Origin of the sequence: Pseudoalteromonas maricaloris (genome assembly GCF_024746855.1) — a bacterium.
Classification (GTDB): Bacteria; Pseudomonadota; Gammaproteobacteria; order Enterobacterales; family Alteromonadaceae; genus Pseudoalteromonas; species Pseudoalteromonas maricaloris.
The window spans coordinates 2,134,535-2,151,108 of sequence record NZ_CP024625.1; the positions used below are offsets into that span (position 1 = coordinate 2,134,535).

At 42.0% G+C, this 16,574-nt stretch carries 16 protein-coding genes; 6 read left to right on the forward strand and 10 right to left on the reverse strand.

Annotated elements, in window-relative coordinates; translation table 11 throughout:
• Positions 1-43 precede the first annotated feature (43 nt).
• Positions 44-3,109 carry a TonB-dependent receptor domain-containing protein gene (locus CTT31_RS09220; protein WP_260491140.1) on the forward strand — a complete coding sequence of 1,022 codons (3,066 nt, stop codon included), beginning with the start codon at positions 44-46 and terminating at the stop codon, positions 3,107-3,109.
• A 734-nt stretch (positions 3,110-3,843) separates the two neighbouring features.
• On the opposite strand, the gene CTT31_RS09225 is transcribed toward CTT31_RS09220, so the two are convergent.
• From CTT31_RS09225 to seqA, 6 genes are all read right to left on the reverse strand, one after another.
• The gene (locus CTT31_RS09225; RefSeq protein WP_211857570.1) at positions 3,844-5,415 is read right to left on the reverse strand and encodes a dihydrolipoyllysine-residue acetyltransferase; all 1,572 of its coding nucleotides are present in this window, start codon (positions 5,413-5,415) and stop codon (positions 3,844-3,846) included.
• A gap of 9 nt (positions 5,416-5,424) precedes the next feature.
• A complete protein-coding gene (locus tag CTT31_RS09230) occupies positions 5,425-6,402 on the reverse strand; it encodes an alpha-ketoacid dehydrogenase subunit beta (protein ID WP_010604720.1) in 978 nt (325 codons plus the stop codon).
• Positions 6,402-7,619 (reverse strand): thiamine pyrophosphate-dependent dehydrogenase E1 component subunit alpha, encoded by a 1,218-nt coding sequence (locus tag CTT31_RS09235; RefSeq protein WP_010372716.1) that lies wholly within the window; start codon positions 7,617-7,619, stop codon positions 6,402-6,404. Before CTT31_RS09235 ends, CTT31_RS09230 begins: the two co-directional genes overlap by 1 nt.
• A gap of 351 nt (positions 7,620-7,970) precedes the next feature.
• Complete coding sequence (gene astE, locus CTT31_RS09240) at positions 7,971-9,005, reverse strand: succinylglutamate desuccinylase (protein ID WP_211857571.1); 1,035 nt, start codon at positions 9,003-9,005, stop codon at positions 7,971-7,973.
• 245 nt (positions 9,006-9,250) lie between these two features.
• On the reverse strand, positions 9,251-10,888 hold the full coding sequence (gene pgm, locus CTT31_RS09245; protein ID WP_211857572.1) for a phosphoglucomutase (alpha-D-glucose-1,6-bisphosphate-dependent): 1,638 nt from the start codon (positions 10,886-10,888) through the stop codon (positions 9,251-9,253).
• 13 nt (positions 10,889-10,901) lie between these two features.
• A complete protein-coding gene (gene seqA, locus CTT31_RS09250; protein ID WP_039495937.1) occupies positions 10,902-11,450 on the reverse strand; it encodes a replication initiation negative regulator SeqA in 549 nt (182 codons plus the stop codon).
• A gap of 136 nt (positions 11,451-11,586) precedes the next feature.
• On the opposite strand from seqA, the gene CTT31_RS09255 reads away from it, so the two are divergent.
• From CTT31_RS09255 to fur, 5 genes are all read left to right on the forward strand, one after another.
• Positions 11,587-12,354 carry an alpha/beta fold hydrolase gene (locus tag CTT31_RS09255; RefSeq protein WP_039495940.1) on the forward strand — a complete coding sequence of 256 codons (768 nt, stop codon included), beginning with the start codon at positions 11,587-11,589 and terminating at the stop codon, positions 12,352-12,354.
• A gap of 87 nt (positions 12,355-12,441) precedes the next feature.
• Positions 12,442-12,663 (forward strand): DUF2788 domain-containing protein, encoded by a 222-nt coding sequence (locus CTT31_RS09260; RefSeq protein WP_010372701.1) that lies wholly within the window; start codon positions 12,442-12,444, stop codon positions 12,661-12,663.
• Positions 12,663-12,941 (forward strand): LexA regulated protein, encoded by a 279-nt coding sequence (gene ybfE, locus CTT31_RS09265; protein ID WP_010372698.1) that lies wholly within the window; start codon positions 12,663-12,665, stop codon positions 12,939-12,941. The genes CTT31_RS09260 and ybfE overlap by 1 nt, the downstream gene beginning before the upstream one ends.
• Before the next feature lie 14 nt (positions 12,942-12,955).
• Positions 12,956-13,483 (forward strand): flavodoxin FldA, encoded by a 528-nt coding sequence (fldA, locus tag CTT31_RS09270; RefSeq protein WP_010604714.1) that lies wholly within the window; start codon positions 12,956-12,958, stop codon positions 13,481-13,483.
• A gap of 103 nt (positions 13,484-13,586) precedes the next feature.
• A complete protein-coding gene (gene fur / locus CTT31_RS09275) occupies positions 13,587-14,033 on the forward strand; it encodes a ferric iron uptake transcriptional regulator (protein ID WP_010372691.1) in 447 nt (148 codons plus the stop codon).
• A gap of 90 nt (positions 14,034-14,123) precedes the next feature.
• Here the strand turns inward: fur and CTT31_RS09280 are convergent, their stop codons facing one another.
• The 4 genes from CTT31_RS09280 to CTT31_RS09295 form a co-directional block, all read right to left on the reverse strand.
• Positions 14,124-14,753 (reverse strand): glutathione S-transferase family protein, encoded by a 630-nt coding sequence (locus CTT31_RS09280; RefSeq protein WP_260491141.1) that lies wholly within the window; start codon positions 14,751-14,753, stop codon positions 14,124-14,126.
• Positions 14,754-14,807: 54 nt separating this feature from the next.
• Positions 14,808-15,161 carry a DUF1428 domain-containing protein gene (locus tag CTT31_RS09285; RefSeq protein ID WP_211857575.1) on the reverse strand — a complete coding sequence of 118 codons (354 nt, stop codon included), beginning with the start codon at positions 15,159-15,161 and terminating at the stop codon, positions 14,808-14,810.
• A gap of 14 nt (positions 15,162-15,175) precedes the next feature.
• Entirely contained in the window at positions 15,176-15,565 is a 390-nt protein-coding gene (locus tag CTT31_RS09290) for a YciI family protein (protein ID WP_039495945.1), read from the reverse strand.
• An 85-nt stretch (positions 15,566-15,650) separates the two neighbouring features.
• The gene (locus CTT31_RS09295; protein WP_045990053.1) at positions 15,651-16,496 is read right to left on the reverse strand and encodes a YciI family protein; all 846 of its coding nucleotides are present in this window, start codon (positions 16,494-16,496) and stop codon (positions 15,651-15,653) included.
• Positions 16,497-16,574: the final 78 nt, after the last annotated feature.

Consider the following 16,574-nt stretch of genomic DNA (forward strand, 5'->3'; position numbering starts at 1 on the left):
TCGCTATTGCATACATAGATATGCTAAAAAAATAGGAATAATTATGAAAATCAATACACTCTCATCGTCGATCAAAGCGGCTTTAGCCGTAAGTGCGACAATCGCAGCGGTATCTCCAGCAGTATACGCAGAAGAACAAGACGCAAATCAAGCTGTAGTAGATAAAGTTGAGCGCATAGAAGTAACAGGTTCACGTATTTCTCGAGTTGATCTAGAGTCAACACAACCTATAGAAACAATTGACTCTGAATATATAAGTAAACGAGGTACAACTAACTTAGCATCAGTGTTAGAGGAAGTCCCTGGTATCGCGCTTGCAGCGACAGCAAACCTTTCAAATAACGAACAAGCCGCTTCCCAAGGGGTTGGTCAAAGTACCGTTAATTTGTACGGACTGGGTTCTCAACGTACCCTATCTCTAGTTAATGGTGCACGTTTTGTTTCAAGTAATTCACCTGTAGGTGGCGGTAGTGCACCTGGTAGTCAGGTAGATATAAACAATATCCCGGTTTCTCTTATTGAGCGAGTAGAAGTAGTTAAGGTGGGTGGTGCCCCAGTGTATGGCGCCGATGCAGTTGCAGGTGTTGTAAACTTTATCTTAAAAACTGACTATGAAGGTGCCGAATTCTCAGCTGACGTAACGAATTATGACGAAGCAGGTAAGTACGATAAGTCATTCCGCGGTTTATTTGGCGGAAACTTCAATGAAGATAAAGGCAACTTAGTTTTTAGTTTTGAATACCAAGATCAGAAGAGTATCTTAGCATCCGAATTACCATCATGGGTTGACCAATGGGGTGGTTATACGCCTTTGGGATCTGACGCGGTAGTTGATGCCGATGGCAACCCTGTTGCAGGTCAACGTCGTTTATACCCAAATGGTAGAGCTGGAATTCTATCAAACTCTGGTCTTATCACTCCAGGACCGACAGCGGTAGTTAATGCGGGTTTAGGTGCGTGGCCAGACGGTTCATTTTTACAATTTGACCCAAGTGGTAACGGGCAATTAATTCCTTTCAACACAGGAACACCTACAGGTAATGCTGTTTGGTCTTCTGGTGGTGACGGCTTGGACCTTGCTGAATCTAATACTGCTCGAGAAGGGTTTGAGCGTTACAACTTTACTATATCAGGTAATTATAAGCTTACAGATGATGTCAACATGTCTGTACTAGGCTTCTTTAACTCATCAGATGCGGTAAATGAAGGTTACCAGCCAAACAAATATAGTTCTGGTCTATTCGGTGGCCTTGGCGCTGCACTTAAATTCGACACAGACTATGTTTACTTACCAAGTGAAACAAGGAATCGCCTTGAAAACTACCTTGGTGGTCCTGGTGAGTTTTATATGCACAAAGCTTGGACTTCACTGGGTAAACGTAAAATTACCAATGAATCTGATGTAAGAAGTATAAAAATTGGCTTTGATGGCTATTTTGAACTGGGAGAAAACGAATGGAAATGGGATGTCTTCTATCAACAGGGTGTAAGCAAAATATTCTCTCAAGACTTTAACATCAACGAAAATCGCTTCTTAGCGGCTATCGATGTTGGTTATAACAATGGCGCTATTGACTGTAAAGCCAACTATGTCGACGGCTATCACGACAAGTATACAACTAGCGGTTTTGGTGTAACAGAAACCCAATCAGTACTGGGTGAAGTTGGCAAGTGTGTTGCGTACAACCCATTTGGCCCTGCTTCTCAAGAAGTTCTTGATTATATCACCTACCCTGCAATGGGTTATTCACGTGTTGAACAAGATATCCTTCAAGCGTTCACCACAGGTGATATTATCGAATTACCTGCTGGTTATTTAGCAGCCGCATTTGGTTACGAAAGACGTACAGAAAAAGCAAGCTTTAGTGAAGATGGCACAAATGTGTTAAACAGTGGTTTGGCTAATGCATCTACTTCAGGTTCGTATACTACACAAGATTTATTTGCGGAAATCAGTCTACCGCTAGTTTCAAGCGACATGGATATTCCACTTGTAAATACGCTGAGCGTTGACGCTTCGTTCCGTAGAATTGACAATGATGCAGCGGGTAAAGACAATGTATGGGCTGTAGGTCTAAATTACCAGCCAATCAGTGACCTAATGGTTAGAGCTAACTATTCAGAAACCGTTAGAGCACCGTCTGTTACCGAACTATTTTTACCAGTAATTCAAGACTCTCAATTCGGCACAGATCCTTGTGATATCAATAATATAGATAAAGGTCCAAACCCAGCAACAAGAAGAGCTAACTGTGAAGCTGCTGGTGTACCAGATGGTTATAAGGCGGTATCAGGCAATGCTTCAAGGGTTGGTACAACTGGTGGTAATGTAGATCTTGAAAGCGAAAAAGCAGAAGGTTTAAACATTGGACTTGTTTATGCTCCAGAGTGGTTTGAAGGCTTCAGCTTTAAAATTGATTATATAAAGATCGATATTGAAGACGCGATTGTTGACTTCACTCTCACCGACATCTTAAATGCATGTTACGACTCTACTAATTACCCGAATGAGTTCTGTGGTAAATTTAGACGAGGCGCAGACTTCCAGATCCCTGCTGATAAAGCGTTTGAATCTGGCTATGTAAATGCTGCACTTCAAGAGTTTGAGACATATGAATATGAGGTCATGTTCAAGCGTCCATTGCACCAATATCCGCTTATTGGTGGATTACTACCTGAAAACTCTGGTGAGTTAGGTATTCGTTCACGTCTATATAACCTTAAAAAGGACGCTGAATCTAATACCGGCTTCGACTTCGAAGACAATACAGGTGAATACGAAAACCCAGATTGGCGTGGTGATTTAAGATTTGACTATACTCTCGAAGACATTAACGTGTATTTTGATGTTGAGTACCACGGTGAAGGTAATCGCAACAACGACTCTACTAATTTCTATGATTATATCGATCAAAACGGTAATCCGTATAACAAGATCCAATCACAGACTTTATATACTTTAGGTGGTTCATATTACCTGAATGATAATGCCGTTGTGCGTTTCCGAGTGGATAATCTATTCGATTGGTACCCAAGTGTTCGTGAGCTATCAGTTGCTAGATACACTTATGGCCGCGTATTCAGCGCTGGTTTCACGTACAAGTTTTAAAATTTATTAGTACGTTATAAATCTAGATGCCATTTCATGAGTGAAATGGCATCTTTTTAAGGCTTCTTTTTGCCCCCTGAACAGAGATTTTAACAGTACAACCCTTGCATGTCTTAATACTTGCTCAATTTGAAGAAGCAAATCTGACACTGACTGCGTTAAAAACTTCTCATTTCGAACGATTAAATAGCAAAATTTTCGCTTTGCCCACAGGATGTAGGTACCTTGGCGTAAGCAGGATGCGGAAGCGGTGTTATTGACAAGTTCCTCTCGCCTAAAAATAGATCACTTAATTAAGCGCATTCGTATAAGACTTCCAGCTACGCACCTACTGCACCCAAAGTACAATTCCAACGAAGCATATGGGAAGTAATTCAGATTCACTAATCAAATTGAACTACATAAGATTTAAGGTTAAATATATAACTTGCAGGTATTTGGAGTTATGCAACCTTGTTAAGAATTGTCTCGCACATCAGAGATGGTGCGCCAATCAATCCAAGTAATTCACTCAGTGAAACTTACCTAGTTTTAAAGCCTTATAATTGATTGAATGGCTATTTTTATCGGCCAAATCATGTTCAGCTATTGCATTGACATAATTTCAGCATGACTTTCACAGTAATTTCCAATTCAATAATTTAAATATTACCGCTTACTACTGTTAAATTTTTACAAATAAAAAAGGGCCGTAAAGGCCCTTTACAACAAGTAGAAACTAGCAAAAACAAGGATTAGCGCATTGCCATCATCATTTTAGCCGGTTCCTCTAGGAAGGTTTTCCATAAATTATTGAAACGTGCGATCGTGCCACCATCGATAATACGATGGTCGCCAGACCAACTTACTTGCATGATAGAGCGCGAAACCACATTACCTTCTGCATCGAAGCGCGGTAACTGCTGCACTTTGCCAAGCGCGACGATAGCAACTTCTGGTTTATTAATAATCGGTGTTGCAACCGTGCCACCAATCGCCCCTATGTTTGAGATTGAGATAGTACCGCCTTTCAGTGAATCAGGAGATACACGCCCTTCTCTCGCCGCTTCTGTCAGTTCAGTAACAGACTGGGCAACTTCTACAATCGATTTGCTTTGGCATGATTTAATATTTGGTACAAGAAGACCCAGCTTGCTGTCCACCGCCATACCAATATTGTGGTCATCAAAATAAGTGATTTCCGTACAGTCATCATTTACTTTTGCATTCAAAATTGGGAATTCGTTGATTGCAAGTGATAACGCCTTGATAAAAAATGGCATCATCGTCAGCTTCACGCCTTGTTTGGCATATTGCTCTTTCAAAGCACCACGAAGCGCTATTAAATCGGTTAAGTCAATCTCATCGCAGTAAGTGAAATGTGGGATCGTCGATACAGAGGCCACCATCTGTTTAGCCATCGCCGCTTTCATACCACGTAGAGGCTCAACTCTTTTACCACCTTCTGAGGTAGTAGTCAGCTTTTGTGGTTGAGGCTGTACCGTTGTACTAGCTTCATTCGTGGTCGAAGCGCCACTTGCACCGTGCTCAAGGAAATGTTCGATGTCCTCTTTATAAACACGACCATTTTTACCAGAGCCTGGCACTTCAGAGAGGTCAACACCAACTTCGCGCGCCTTACGGCGTACTGCTGGAGAGGCAATCGCTTTACCATTTTTTGGCAAACTACGCGTAGCCTCATCGTTTGCAGTAGCAGCTCGTGCAGTACTTTCTTTAGGTTTGTGGACATCAGCGATTGGATCGTCTGACTTTCCGGCGTGAGATGACGCCAACTTCATTTGAAATAGCGGACTATGCACCTGTGCTATCTCGCCTTTTTGATAATAGAGTTTTTCAACAATACCATCGTACTTGGCTGGAATTTGCACTAGCGCCTTGTCAGTCATTACATCACAAACGGCCTGATCTTCTTTGATTTCATCACCTTCAGCGACAAGCCATTCAACAATTTCGCACTCAACAATGCCTTCACCAATATCTGGTAAGATAAAGTCTTCTAGTACAGCACTGGTTGAAGTTGTTGGCGAGGATTGAGGTGCTGATTGCTCCGGCTGAGCAGCTTGCTCGCCGGCAACATCCATTGCAAACAAAGGTTCATGCACCTTTGCAATTTCACCTTTTTCGTAATGCAGCTTAGTGATCACACCGTCATGTACTGCAGGGATCTGCACTAGTGCCTTATCCGTCATCACGTCACAAATAGGTTGATCTTCTTTTACTTCGTCACCAACAGCCACCAACCACTCGACGATTTCGCATTCTACGATGCCTTCACCAATATCTGGTAAGATAAATTCTTTAGCCATAACTTATCCTTAAAATTCCATAGAACGTTTGATAGCGGCGAACACTTTCAGTGCATCTGGCACATACTCTTTTTCAAGTGCTAGAGGGTATGGCGTGTCTAATCCACAAACTCGCTCAATTGGAGATTCTAAATGCAGGAAACACTCTTTTTGTATGGTTGCTGCAATCTCAGCACCAAAACCATTTGTGATTGGCGCTTCGTGGCTCACGACCAAACGACCTGTTTTAACCACGGACTTGGCTACCGTGTCCATATCCCAAGGAAGAATGCTTCTTAAGTCGATTATTTCACAGCTAATACCCGCTTCTTCAGCTTTTTGCGCCGCTTGTTCGATGATTTCCATCTGCGCGCCCCAAGCCAATAGCGTTATGTCAGTACCTTCTTTAATCACTTCGGCTTTACCAAGCTCGATGCTGTAATCTTCTTCTGGCACTTCACCAACAGAAGCGCGATACAAGCGCTTAGGTTCAAAGAAAATAACCGGGTTATCGTCTTTAATGGCAGCACGCAGTAGGCCTTTTGCTTGATACGGGTTACGCGGTACTACAATTTTAAGACCAGGTGTATGCGCAAAGTAAGCTTCTGGCGATTGTGAATGATATAGACCACCTGCGATACCACCACCGTATGGCGTACGAATTGTTAAGTTACCCACATCAAACTCATTACCTGAGCGATAACGGAACTTGGCCGACTCGTTCACGATTTGGTCAAATGCCGGGAAGATATAATCCGCAAATTGAATTTCAGCAAGCGCAGGGGCACCAAACGCAGCAAGACCATTGGCAAAACCCAAAATACCTTGTTCAGTCAATGGTGTATTAAAAACACGATGTTTTCCGTATTTTTCTTGAAGGCCTGACGTTGCACGGAATACACCACCAAAGTAGCCAACATCTTCACCAAAAATACAAGCCTGCGGATGCTCCGCCATCGTGATATCTAGCGCCGAATTAATGGCGTGTAGCATGTTCATTTTAGCCATTATTTAATTCTCCCTGCTGTGACTGGGTATGCGTCTGGATAAGCTTTAATATGCGCTTTCAATTCATCATATTGCTTCTGCAGCGATGGAATTGGCGTGTCATAAACATCTGAGACCAGATCTTCTAATGCAGGCTTCTGTACTTTCTCTGCAACCTTCAATGCAGCCAAGATATCTTCACGGATTTTTTCTTTTTCCGCATCATCTTGGGCTTCATCCAGCCAACCTTGTTTTAGAAGCCATTGCTTAAATCGATTTACCGGGCAACTATTTTTAAATTCAGCTTCTTCGTCTTTAGTACGGTAACCAGACGGATCATCAGAAGTAGAGTGCGCACCCAATCGGTATGCAATAGATTCAATCATCACAGGCTCACCGTTTTCAACTGCAATTTTACGCGCAGCTTGTGTCGCGGCGTAAACGGCAAGCGCATCGGCACCATCCACACGGATAGTTTTTATACCATAGCCAACACCGCGAGCGGCAATACCATCACCTTTGAACTGTTCATCCGCAGGTGTTGAAATCGCATAACCGTTATTACGTGCATAGAAGATAACTGGTGAACCATGTACTGCTGCCATGTTTAGACCAGCGTGGAAGTCACCTTCTGACGCAGCACCTTCGCCAAAATAGCAAATCGTGACGTTATCGATTTCAGACGTTAGCTCGCCGGTTTCTTTATCAATGTGTTTTAACTTTTGGCCGTACGCATAGCCCGTTGCTTGAGGAATTTGCGTTCCTAGCGGCGACGAAATAGTCAGGTAATGTAATTCTTTAGAACCATAATGCACAGGCATTTGGCGGCCTTTGCCTAAGTCCTTCTCATTCGAGAACAACTGATTCATGAACTGCTCAAGCGAAAAACCACGATAGTGAATTGCGGCTTGCTCACGGTACTGAGCCATGATCATGTCATCTTCTTTTAGCGCTGCAGCACTTGCCGTAACAGCGGCTTCTTCGCCAAGACATTGCATGTAGAAGCTAATACGTCCTTGACGCTGAGCACCTTGCATACGCTCGTCAAGTAAACGAATAAACCGCATTGTAGAGTAAATTCTTAATGCCGTTTCTTTATCAATATCTGGTGCTGTTGCACCGTCTAAAACATCGCCTTGGTCACTTAAAATCTTTAATGTAGGGATATTGAGTGCATGACCATCTATAAATTCCAGCGCGTGGCTGATATTTAAGGATATATTATTGGGGTTAGTCATAACCTACCTTCTCTTGTTGTCATAACAAACTTACGGAGTTCAAACCCGACTTTCTCATACGAGATCTGGTTTCAGATTGCGTAAGACGAAAAGAGTCTTAACTCACCTCGCATTTATGATTGTGTTAATTGGTCTTGATCACATTCGTGGTTAGTATGAATAACTGGTCTAACAACTTATCAAAGACTGAATAATATTTGCGATTTAAGTAAGTAAATTAAATTAAAGCGTTTCAACTTTACGTTAACGTAAACGGTTATTCAACTAATCCTAGATGAATAACCGTGAAAATGCATCAATGTTTTTGGAAAGATTTTGATACGAAGGCAAGTAGGATTTTACATCTGTGATTTATATAAAGTTTTCATCAACCTCTAACGGTACAACGGTTAGCAATGCACGTTGCCCCAAAGCAACATTGGCATTTGGGAAGATAATAGCTTCTCCCTCAACCTCAGCGAAATACTGCTTATCTCCGTCCGTCGCTAGTAATTCACCTTTCGAAAAGCCTGTAAAATTCTCTGCAGAATCAGGGAATGGAAAAGAAAATTCGGCTTGAGTACGATTGATAGTACGATGAACGGTAAATAGCTCGAACTCATCTGCATTAAATTCTTTATATTCTACCTTTCCTTGGCTAATTAATGCTTTTAGCGTTTCCTTGGTTTTTGCAAAGCTCGCCATGTTATTCTCACCAAATGGCTTCACCTGCCCAAGTTCGATAGTGAAAGCATCGGCCCCAAACTGGTAAGAAGAAAAGTAACTAAATGTTGTCGCCGCAGAGCGCATCATTAATACGGTATTAACACCGCATGACAATAAAAACTGTAGCTGTGATTTCTTCCACGGCTTACCATGTAAAAACGGATAAACTGCAAACTTCTCATTTTTAGACCCTCGAATAGCAGTGTGAAGGTCATAGTGACAACGATAGCGCTCGTCACCGCCCTGTTCAAAAAATCTCCTAACGTAACCCTCTAGTTTTTGTGCTCGCACCTTTTCGGGGTTATCTGTTTCTTGATTATGTGCACCGTTAAATAGGCGGTTTAGATTTTCATCGACAAAACGCTGGCCAATATTAATGGATTTCGGGTTGCCAAAAATAAACAACACGCGCTGCGCCAATGCCAATTTGCCAGTAATAATATGTTGGATAAGCTCATCACATATTTCAATTGGCGCGGTTTCATTACCGTGCACAGCGCTCGATAGCACAATATCTTTCGTTGTTTCACCCGCGGGCGTAAACTGGATCACACCAGTATCATGGACTTCAACCAAGGTACCGTTGTCTAAAGTGAAGTTTACGGGTTCGAGTGTAAATTCGTTATTTCTTGTGATAGTAAGAAAGTCACCGCTTTGTTTTAATTCTGCTAAGTACGTCATAATTCCAAATTGATGTTGTTGAGTAATACCAATTATCTTAATTAAGTGATCTATTTTGAGGCGAGAAAATCTTGTCGATAACAAGGCTAAAATTTTGCTATTTAGTTGTTCTAAATAAGAAATTTTTAACGCAGTTAGCGTCAGATTTACTCCTTCAAATTGAGCAAGTATTAAGACTAATTGGTATAACCCGCATTGGGATACAAAAAAGCCATACGAGGAGTATGGCTTTTAGAAGCTTTTTGTTAACTAATCACTGAGTCAACCAATGTCTTTGCCTCATGTTCAAGTTCAGCTAAATGCGCTTCACCTTTAAATGATTCAAGATAAATTTTGTAGATATCTTCAGTGCCCGATGGGCGCGCCGCAAACCAACCATTTTCGGTAACGACTTTAAGGCCACCAATAGCCGCGCCGTTACCAGGGGCATTGGTTAATATCTGAGTAATTTTATCACCTGCTAGGGTGTCCGCCTTGATATTGTCCGCGCTCAATGCCTTGAGCTTTGCTTTTTGCTCAGTATTTGCGGGTGCATCGATACGTTTGTATACAGGCGCACCAAATGCTTGTTCAAATGCTTGGTAATGCTGAGATGGCGATTTACCCGTAACAGCTAGGATCTCAGCGGCAAGTAACCCCATGATAAAGCCGTCTTTGTCTGTACACCATGTGGTGCCGTCTTTTCTTAAAAATGCTGCGCCAGCACTCTCTTCACCGCCAAATGCGAGCTCTCCAGCTGCTAACCCGTCTACAAACCATTTAAAGCCAACTGGCACTTCGTAAACTTCTCGACCATTTGCACCACACACTTTGTCAATCATGGCACTAGATACCAATGTTTTACCGATTTTTACTGAGCTCTTCCAGCCTCGGTGTTTAATGAGGTAGTCAATTGCAACCGCTAAAAAGTGATTAGGATTCATCAGGCCATCAGGTGAGACAATGCCATGTCTGTCGAAGTCTGGGTCATTACCAATACCGATATCGTAGTCATCTTTCAGTGCTATCAAATTAGCCATTGCATAAGGTGATGAACAGTCCATGCGCACCTTGCCGTCTTTATCAAGTGGCATAAAGGCAAAACTTGGGTCGACGACGTCATTTACAACCGTTAGCTTCAAGTCGTAGTGTTTGGCGATCACAGGCCAGAAATTAACACCTGAACCACCAAGAGGATCCACACCAATATTAACTCCGGCTCGAGCAATGGCTTCCATATCAATTATATTACCCAAGTCTTGAACGTATGGTGTGATCAGATCTTCATACTTGATAAATCCAGATCTTCTCGCTTTCGCAAACGGGAATAACTCAACTTCAACCAAATCTTCGAGTAGTAGCTGATTGGCTCTATCTTCAATCCATTTGGTGACATCGGTATCGGCCGGTCCACCATTTGGTGGGTTATATTTGAACCCGCCATCTTCTGGCGGGTTATGTGATGGCGTCACCACAATGCCATCTGCAAGCTCGTGTGGATTGTTTAAATTGTGCGAGACAATCGCGTGGCTGATCACAGGGGTTGGTGTGTAGTCATCATTTTCTTGTGTGATAACTTGTACTTCGTTGGCAACCAAGACCTCAATAGCCGAGTTGAAAGCGGCTTCCGACAACGCATGGGTGTCTTTACCAAGAAAAAGCGGACCGTAAATATTGTTGTTTTTACGGTAATCGCAAATCGCTTGAGTAATAGCCAGAATATGCGACTCATTGAACTTAAAATTGAGTGAGCAACCTCGGTGGCCACTTGTGCCAAAGGCGACACAATGCTCTGGGTGCGCTTCTAAGTCAGGCTCATTTAAATAGTACGATGAAACCAGCTTAGGTACATTTACCAATAATTCTTTCGATACCTTTTTGCCAGCTTGCGGATGGATCGCCATAAGATTTCCTTACTTATAGGTAGTCTCTAATTTTCTCGGCAGCTTCATCTGTGTAACCTAACACCTTAGCTACTTCATGAAGCATCATTTTCTTTCTAGTCGTATTTGAATTTGTCATCACCCAATATTCACTGTCTGCAATATTTTTCGGGTTCATACTGCTACCACTTTCGAGTAGCGCATTTTTACTCGTAGCGAAGTAAATTCTATCGCGGCCCTTAATTTCAAGCACACTATTAAATTCGGATTTATGTGTACGATGGAGCGCCGATAGGATAAACAAAAAGCGCCCGACTACACCTTTTTGCATGGCGAGCTCTTCTTTATTTAGAATATTAAAGACATTCGCTGCTGGCTTTACAGGTTGGCTTGGTGTTTTTGTTTGTGACTCAGCTGCAATTTCTTGTACTTGTTTTTCTTCCTGCTGTGCGACGGGTTTAGATTCTGTCCCAGGAGTAAGTTTTAATAAACGACGTAAAATCTCAGAAGCACTTTCTCCAATACTTTGTGTGTTACTTGCAATGTATTGATATAGCTCGTCATCTATTTCTATCTTTTTCATGCGTTTCCTGTCATCTATGCTAATTAGGAGCAACTCATTTCAATTGTCACTTAGTATATCCAAATTTAACTTATTACTCTATGGCTTTGCATTTTTACTCTTCAATGTCACAATTAGCGCCAAATTTGGAGGATTTATGCAGTTAAACTATCAACAAATTGGCGACCAAGCCAAACCTAGTGTATTTGTTATGCACGGACTATTTGGTTCTTTGGAAAATGTAAATGTGGTGGCAAAAGCACTTGCTGAACATTTCAATGTGATTAACGTCGATTTGAGAAATCACGGTCGCTCTTTTCATGATGAGCAAATGTCCTATCCAATAATGGCAAATGACGTCAAAGCACTAATGGATGAGTTAAAACTGGATAAAATAAACCTCGTTGGTCACTCGATGGGTGGTAAAGTGGCAATGCAATTCGCCCAGTTATTCCCAGAAAGCATCAACAAACTTGTCGTATTAGATATTGCACCTGTTGACTATCACTCAAGACATGATGCAATAATTGCTGCGCTGAACGAAGTGCAAAAAAGTGATGTATCAAGTCGTAGTGAAGCAGATACCATTATGTCGCAGTATATTGAAACCGTCGGCGTGCGTCAGTTTTTGCTCAAAAGTTTAGCAAAAAATGAAGAAGGCAAACTTGCTTGGCGTTTCAATTTAGATGTAATTACTGAAAAATACGATACAATCACATCAAATATTAATGAAACTCATTCCTGTTTGTGCGATACTTTGTTCATTAAAGGGAATAATTCTGACTACATCCTGCCTGAGCATAGGGATGCCATCGCTCGTTTTTTCCCAAATGCGCGAGCAAAAATAATACAAGGTGCGGGCCATTGGCTACATGCTGAAAAGCCCGAAGCGGTAAATCGCTCAATTATTGATTTTCTTCAATAAAACGAATCGAATTTACCGTTATAAACTTAATTTATGCATTTAGGTTATGTTATAGTAGCCGCCGTTTAAATATTGAGTAGAGCTCAGATGGTCAGTCAATTTATAAATGAATTTGAAACGCTAGGGCTGTGGTTTGCGCTAGCTGGTATATTCTTTTTCATCGGTATGGCGATTCAGGACGTACTGAAAAAAGGTGACGTGCCAAAGTTCGGACGCTATATCGTTTGGCTTGTGTTGTTTCTTGGTTGCTCTGGATTTATAGCAAAAGGCTTGATCCAAGTGTTTTGGCAAGGCGCAGGTGTTGGATAATGGCCAAGGCTGAAACAGATAGAACGACTATCGACCTATTTGAAAATGAAAAACGTCCCGGACGTCCTAAGACGAATCCACTGCCACGAGAAGTGCAGTTAAAGGTTAACAAGCGCAATCAAATAAAGAGAGATCGTGCTCGTGGCCTAAAAAGGGTAGAATTTAAGGTTTCATCAGAGTTGTATCAAGCGCTAAGTGATATGGCAGAGTCGCAAAACATTAGTCGAAGTGCACTCATCGAGACCATCTTACAAGAAAAGTTAGCGGTTAATAGATAGAAGGTAAGCAATTAATGGCAAGCGTAGGTATTTTTTTCGGCAGTGATACTGGTAATACAGAGCACGTTGCTAAAATGATTCAAAAAGAGCTAGGTAAAAAGCTCGTTGACGTAAAAGACATTGCTAAAAGCAGTAAAGAAGAGATTGCTGAGTTCGATTTACTACTATTCGGCATTCCAACTTGGTATTACGGCGAAGCACAGTGTGATTGGGATGATTTTTTCCCTGAGCTTGAAGAAGTCGATTTTGAAGGCAAGCTAGTTGCAATCTTCGGTTGTGGCGATCAGGAAGATTATGCTGAATACTTCCTCGATGCGATGGGTATGGTTAATGACATTGTTACTGAACGCGGTGCGATTGTAGTTGGTCACTGGTCTACTGACGGTTATGACTTTGAAGCATCAAAAGCTGTGGTTGAAGACGGTAAGTTTGTTGGCCTTGGGATCGACGAAGACCGCCAACCTGAGCTAACAGAACAACGTGTTAAACAATGGTGCGCACAAGTATATGATGAAATGTGCTTAAGCGAGTTGGAAGATTAATTCCATTTGCTTTGCACTTGCTGCCCGAGCAAGTTATTCTTAGGTATAGCGTCGTGAATATTGACCTAAGACAAATTATAACTAACAGATTGAGACAGATTTAATGACTGATCACAACTTAGAGCTTAAAAAGGCTGGTTTAAAAGTAACGCTTCCACGCATCAAAATTTTAGAGATCCTTCAGTCTCCTGATAATCAACACATCAGCGCAGAAGATGTGTACAAGATCTTATTAGACAAAGGTGAAGAAATTGGCCTAGCTACGGTATATCGCGTACTAAACCAATTTGATGATGCTGGTATTGTAACACGTCACCACTTTGAAGGCGGTAAATCTGTTTTCGAGCTGTCTGGCAGCACGCACCATGATCACTTGGTATGTTTAAAATGTGGCAAAGTTGTCGAATTTGAAGATGACGTTATTGAAACACGCCAAGAAGAAATCGCGAACAGCAATGGCATCAAGCTAACAAATCACTCACTATATCTATACGGTGAGTGCGAAGATAAAGAAGCGTGCAAAAAGTACGCTGAGGAAAATGGTAACTAACCTACCTTTTCGCCAATTTAAGCATTAAGCCAGCAAATTGCTGGCTTTTTTAATTTGCTGCATAAACACCTCCTTCCATTTATATGGTCACTATATCGTAGAGTACAATTCCAGCTGATCTTTGTATGCTTTTTTAAAAGCAGCTCTAGAAACGCAAGTCTCTAGATACTTTCGGCAATAGCTATATTGTTTTAGCCCATCAAACCTATCGACCAAACGAAGTACATCAGCCATCGCGATGTCTGCAACAGAAAATTGCTCAGCCAACCAAGTTTTTCCCCGAAGATATTCATTCATGTGTTTCAAGCGACTATGTAAAAATCGCTCTATCGCTTTGCTGCCATCACTCTCAAAAGTATCTCCAGAAAATTTCAAAATTGTCCATGGAAGAGTTGCCATTTCTACAGAGTTGAGCGCGGCGAATAACCACTGTATTACCGATGACCTATTCTCTGTGGATATTAATTCACCGCTATGTTCAGCGATGTATAACAGACCAGCACCACTTTCGAATATTTCCTTATCTTCATGGCTAAGCCAAGGAACTTGGCCAAATGGTTGATGTAAATAATGCGTATTTTCTCGTTCATTGAAAGCGGTAAGTTCTATATCATAGGGTATGCCCGCCTCTTCTAGCGCCCAGCGCAAGCGAATGTCCCTGACATACCCTCTTGGCAGCTCAGGCACCCAATCAAACGTGGTAATGGTAAAGTTCGGCATATATCAGCTCCATGTCAATTGGACTGATAACTCAGCCCAATTTAATAACTAAGGTTAACACTCTACTATGGTCTTAAAGCCACCATAGATAAGCCTTTTGCCATCAAACGGCATTGGATTAGCTTCTTGATCGCAAATAGGATCTTTAAATACTTCTGCCATTCCAGCATCACGGACTTCTTTTGAAGGCCAAGTGATCCAGGAAAACACCACAGTTTCATCAGGCTTACATTTTACAGCCAGTGGAAAAGAGGTAAGCGTTCCATCAGGAACATCATCCCCCCATGCCTCGACAACGCGTTCTGCCCCAAATTTTTTAAACACTTTTGCCGCTTTACTGGCGTGCGTTTGATATTCTTCGCGCTTATTGGTGGGTACGGCGCATACAAAACCATCAATATAACTCATCTTTGACCCCTCTATTATTCTCGTCTTTGTGCTTCATAGCTGACATTGTTCTCATCTTGCAACTCGCGAACAGGCCGAATTTCAATGCTGCCATAGCGTGCAGGCGGAATTTTACTCGCCGCTTGGATAGCCTCATTTAAGTCTTTAACATCAAGTAAATAAAAGCCCGCAAGCTGCTCTTTAGTCTCTGCAAATGGGCCATCGGTAATATCGACTTTACCCGCTCGTATCCGCAATGTTGTCGCACTTTGGGTTGAGAGTAACGCATTACCCCCAATCATCTGCTCGCGCTCTTTTAATGATTCCCCGCACGTGATGCATTCACGGTTAAGTGCGTCCCATTCATCTTGTGAGAGCTTTTCCATTGCTTGTTCATCGTAATATACCAAAGCGACATATTTCATAGAGTGTCCAGCTCCTTATTAATTAGTATCTGAATAGCGAGCGTCTTTTGCTGCTCGCTTTCACTTAGCTATTCCGTGATCAAGGTTAGTTAGTATTACTAGGTAACATCACCATCCACGCAACACCGAATTTATCAACGACTTGACCATAAAGGGGGGACCAAAATGTTTCTTGTAATGGCATTCTGACCGTGCCACCATCGGCTAGAGCATTGAATGCCCGGTGAGCTTCTTGTTCAGAATCAATAGTTATAGACAGGCTAAATCCTGCAAACGAAGCATCATCACCACAGCCGTCAGATGCAAAAATCTTCATATCGCCAATACTAAACTCACAGTGCATTACTTTATCTGAAAAGTTTTCTGGTATCGCACCATCAGGGATAGGATCTGGACTTTCGTTAAAGCGCATAAGCAGACCGACTTTGGCATATAGATGCTGTTGATAGTATTCAAGTGCCTCTTCGGTACGCCCTGCAAAAAACAAATAATTGCAAACATGCGCGGTTTGCATCGCAATCTTTTGTCTTAATTGTTCTTCGTCTTCGAGGATTTCGCCGCTGGGATCGATATCCGCAAAGTCAGCCATTTCATAAAACGGTCGAACTTCAATATCAGACTCCTCATTCATGGGATTAGGGCAGCGCTTAACCCATTCTAGCGCCTCTTCCATTGATGTTACTTCCCAAACCCAATAACCCGCAATTAACTCATTAGTCTCTGCAAAAGGCCCTTTAGTTACAATGCGCTCTTCGCCTTTAAAACGAACGCGAACTCCCTCTTTACTCGGCTTTAAGCCGTCACCAGAAGTCATTATTCCAGCATCAACTAAAGCATTATTGAATTCTCCCATCGCAGCCATTAATTCCGCGGTTGGTAGCTCCCCTGCTTCAGACCCTTCACTTGCTTTTACAATCACCATTACTTTCATCGTCAATTCTCCTGTTGTCTTTTGCAAATAACCTCAGGTTAAATAGAGCTGAATAACCAAAGGTTACCTGCGGTTTTA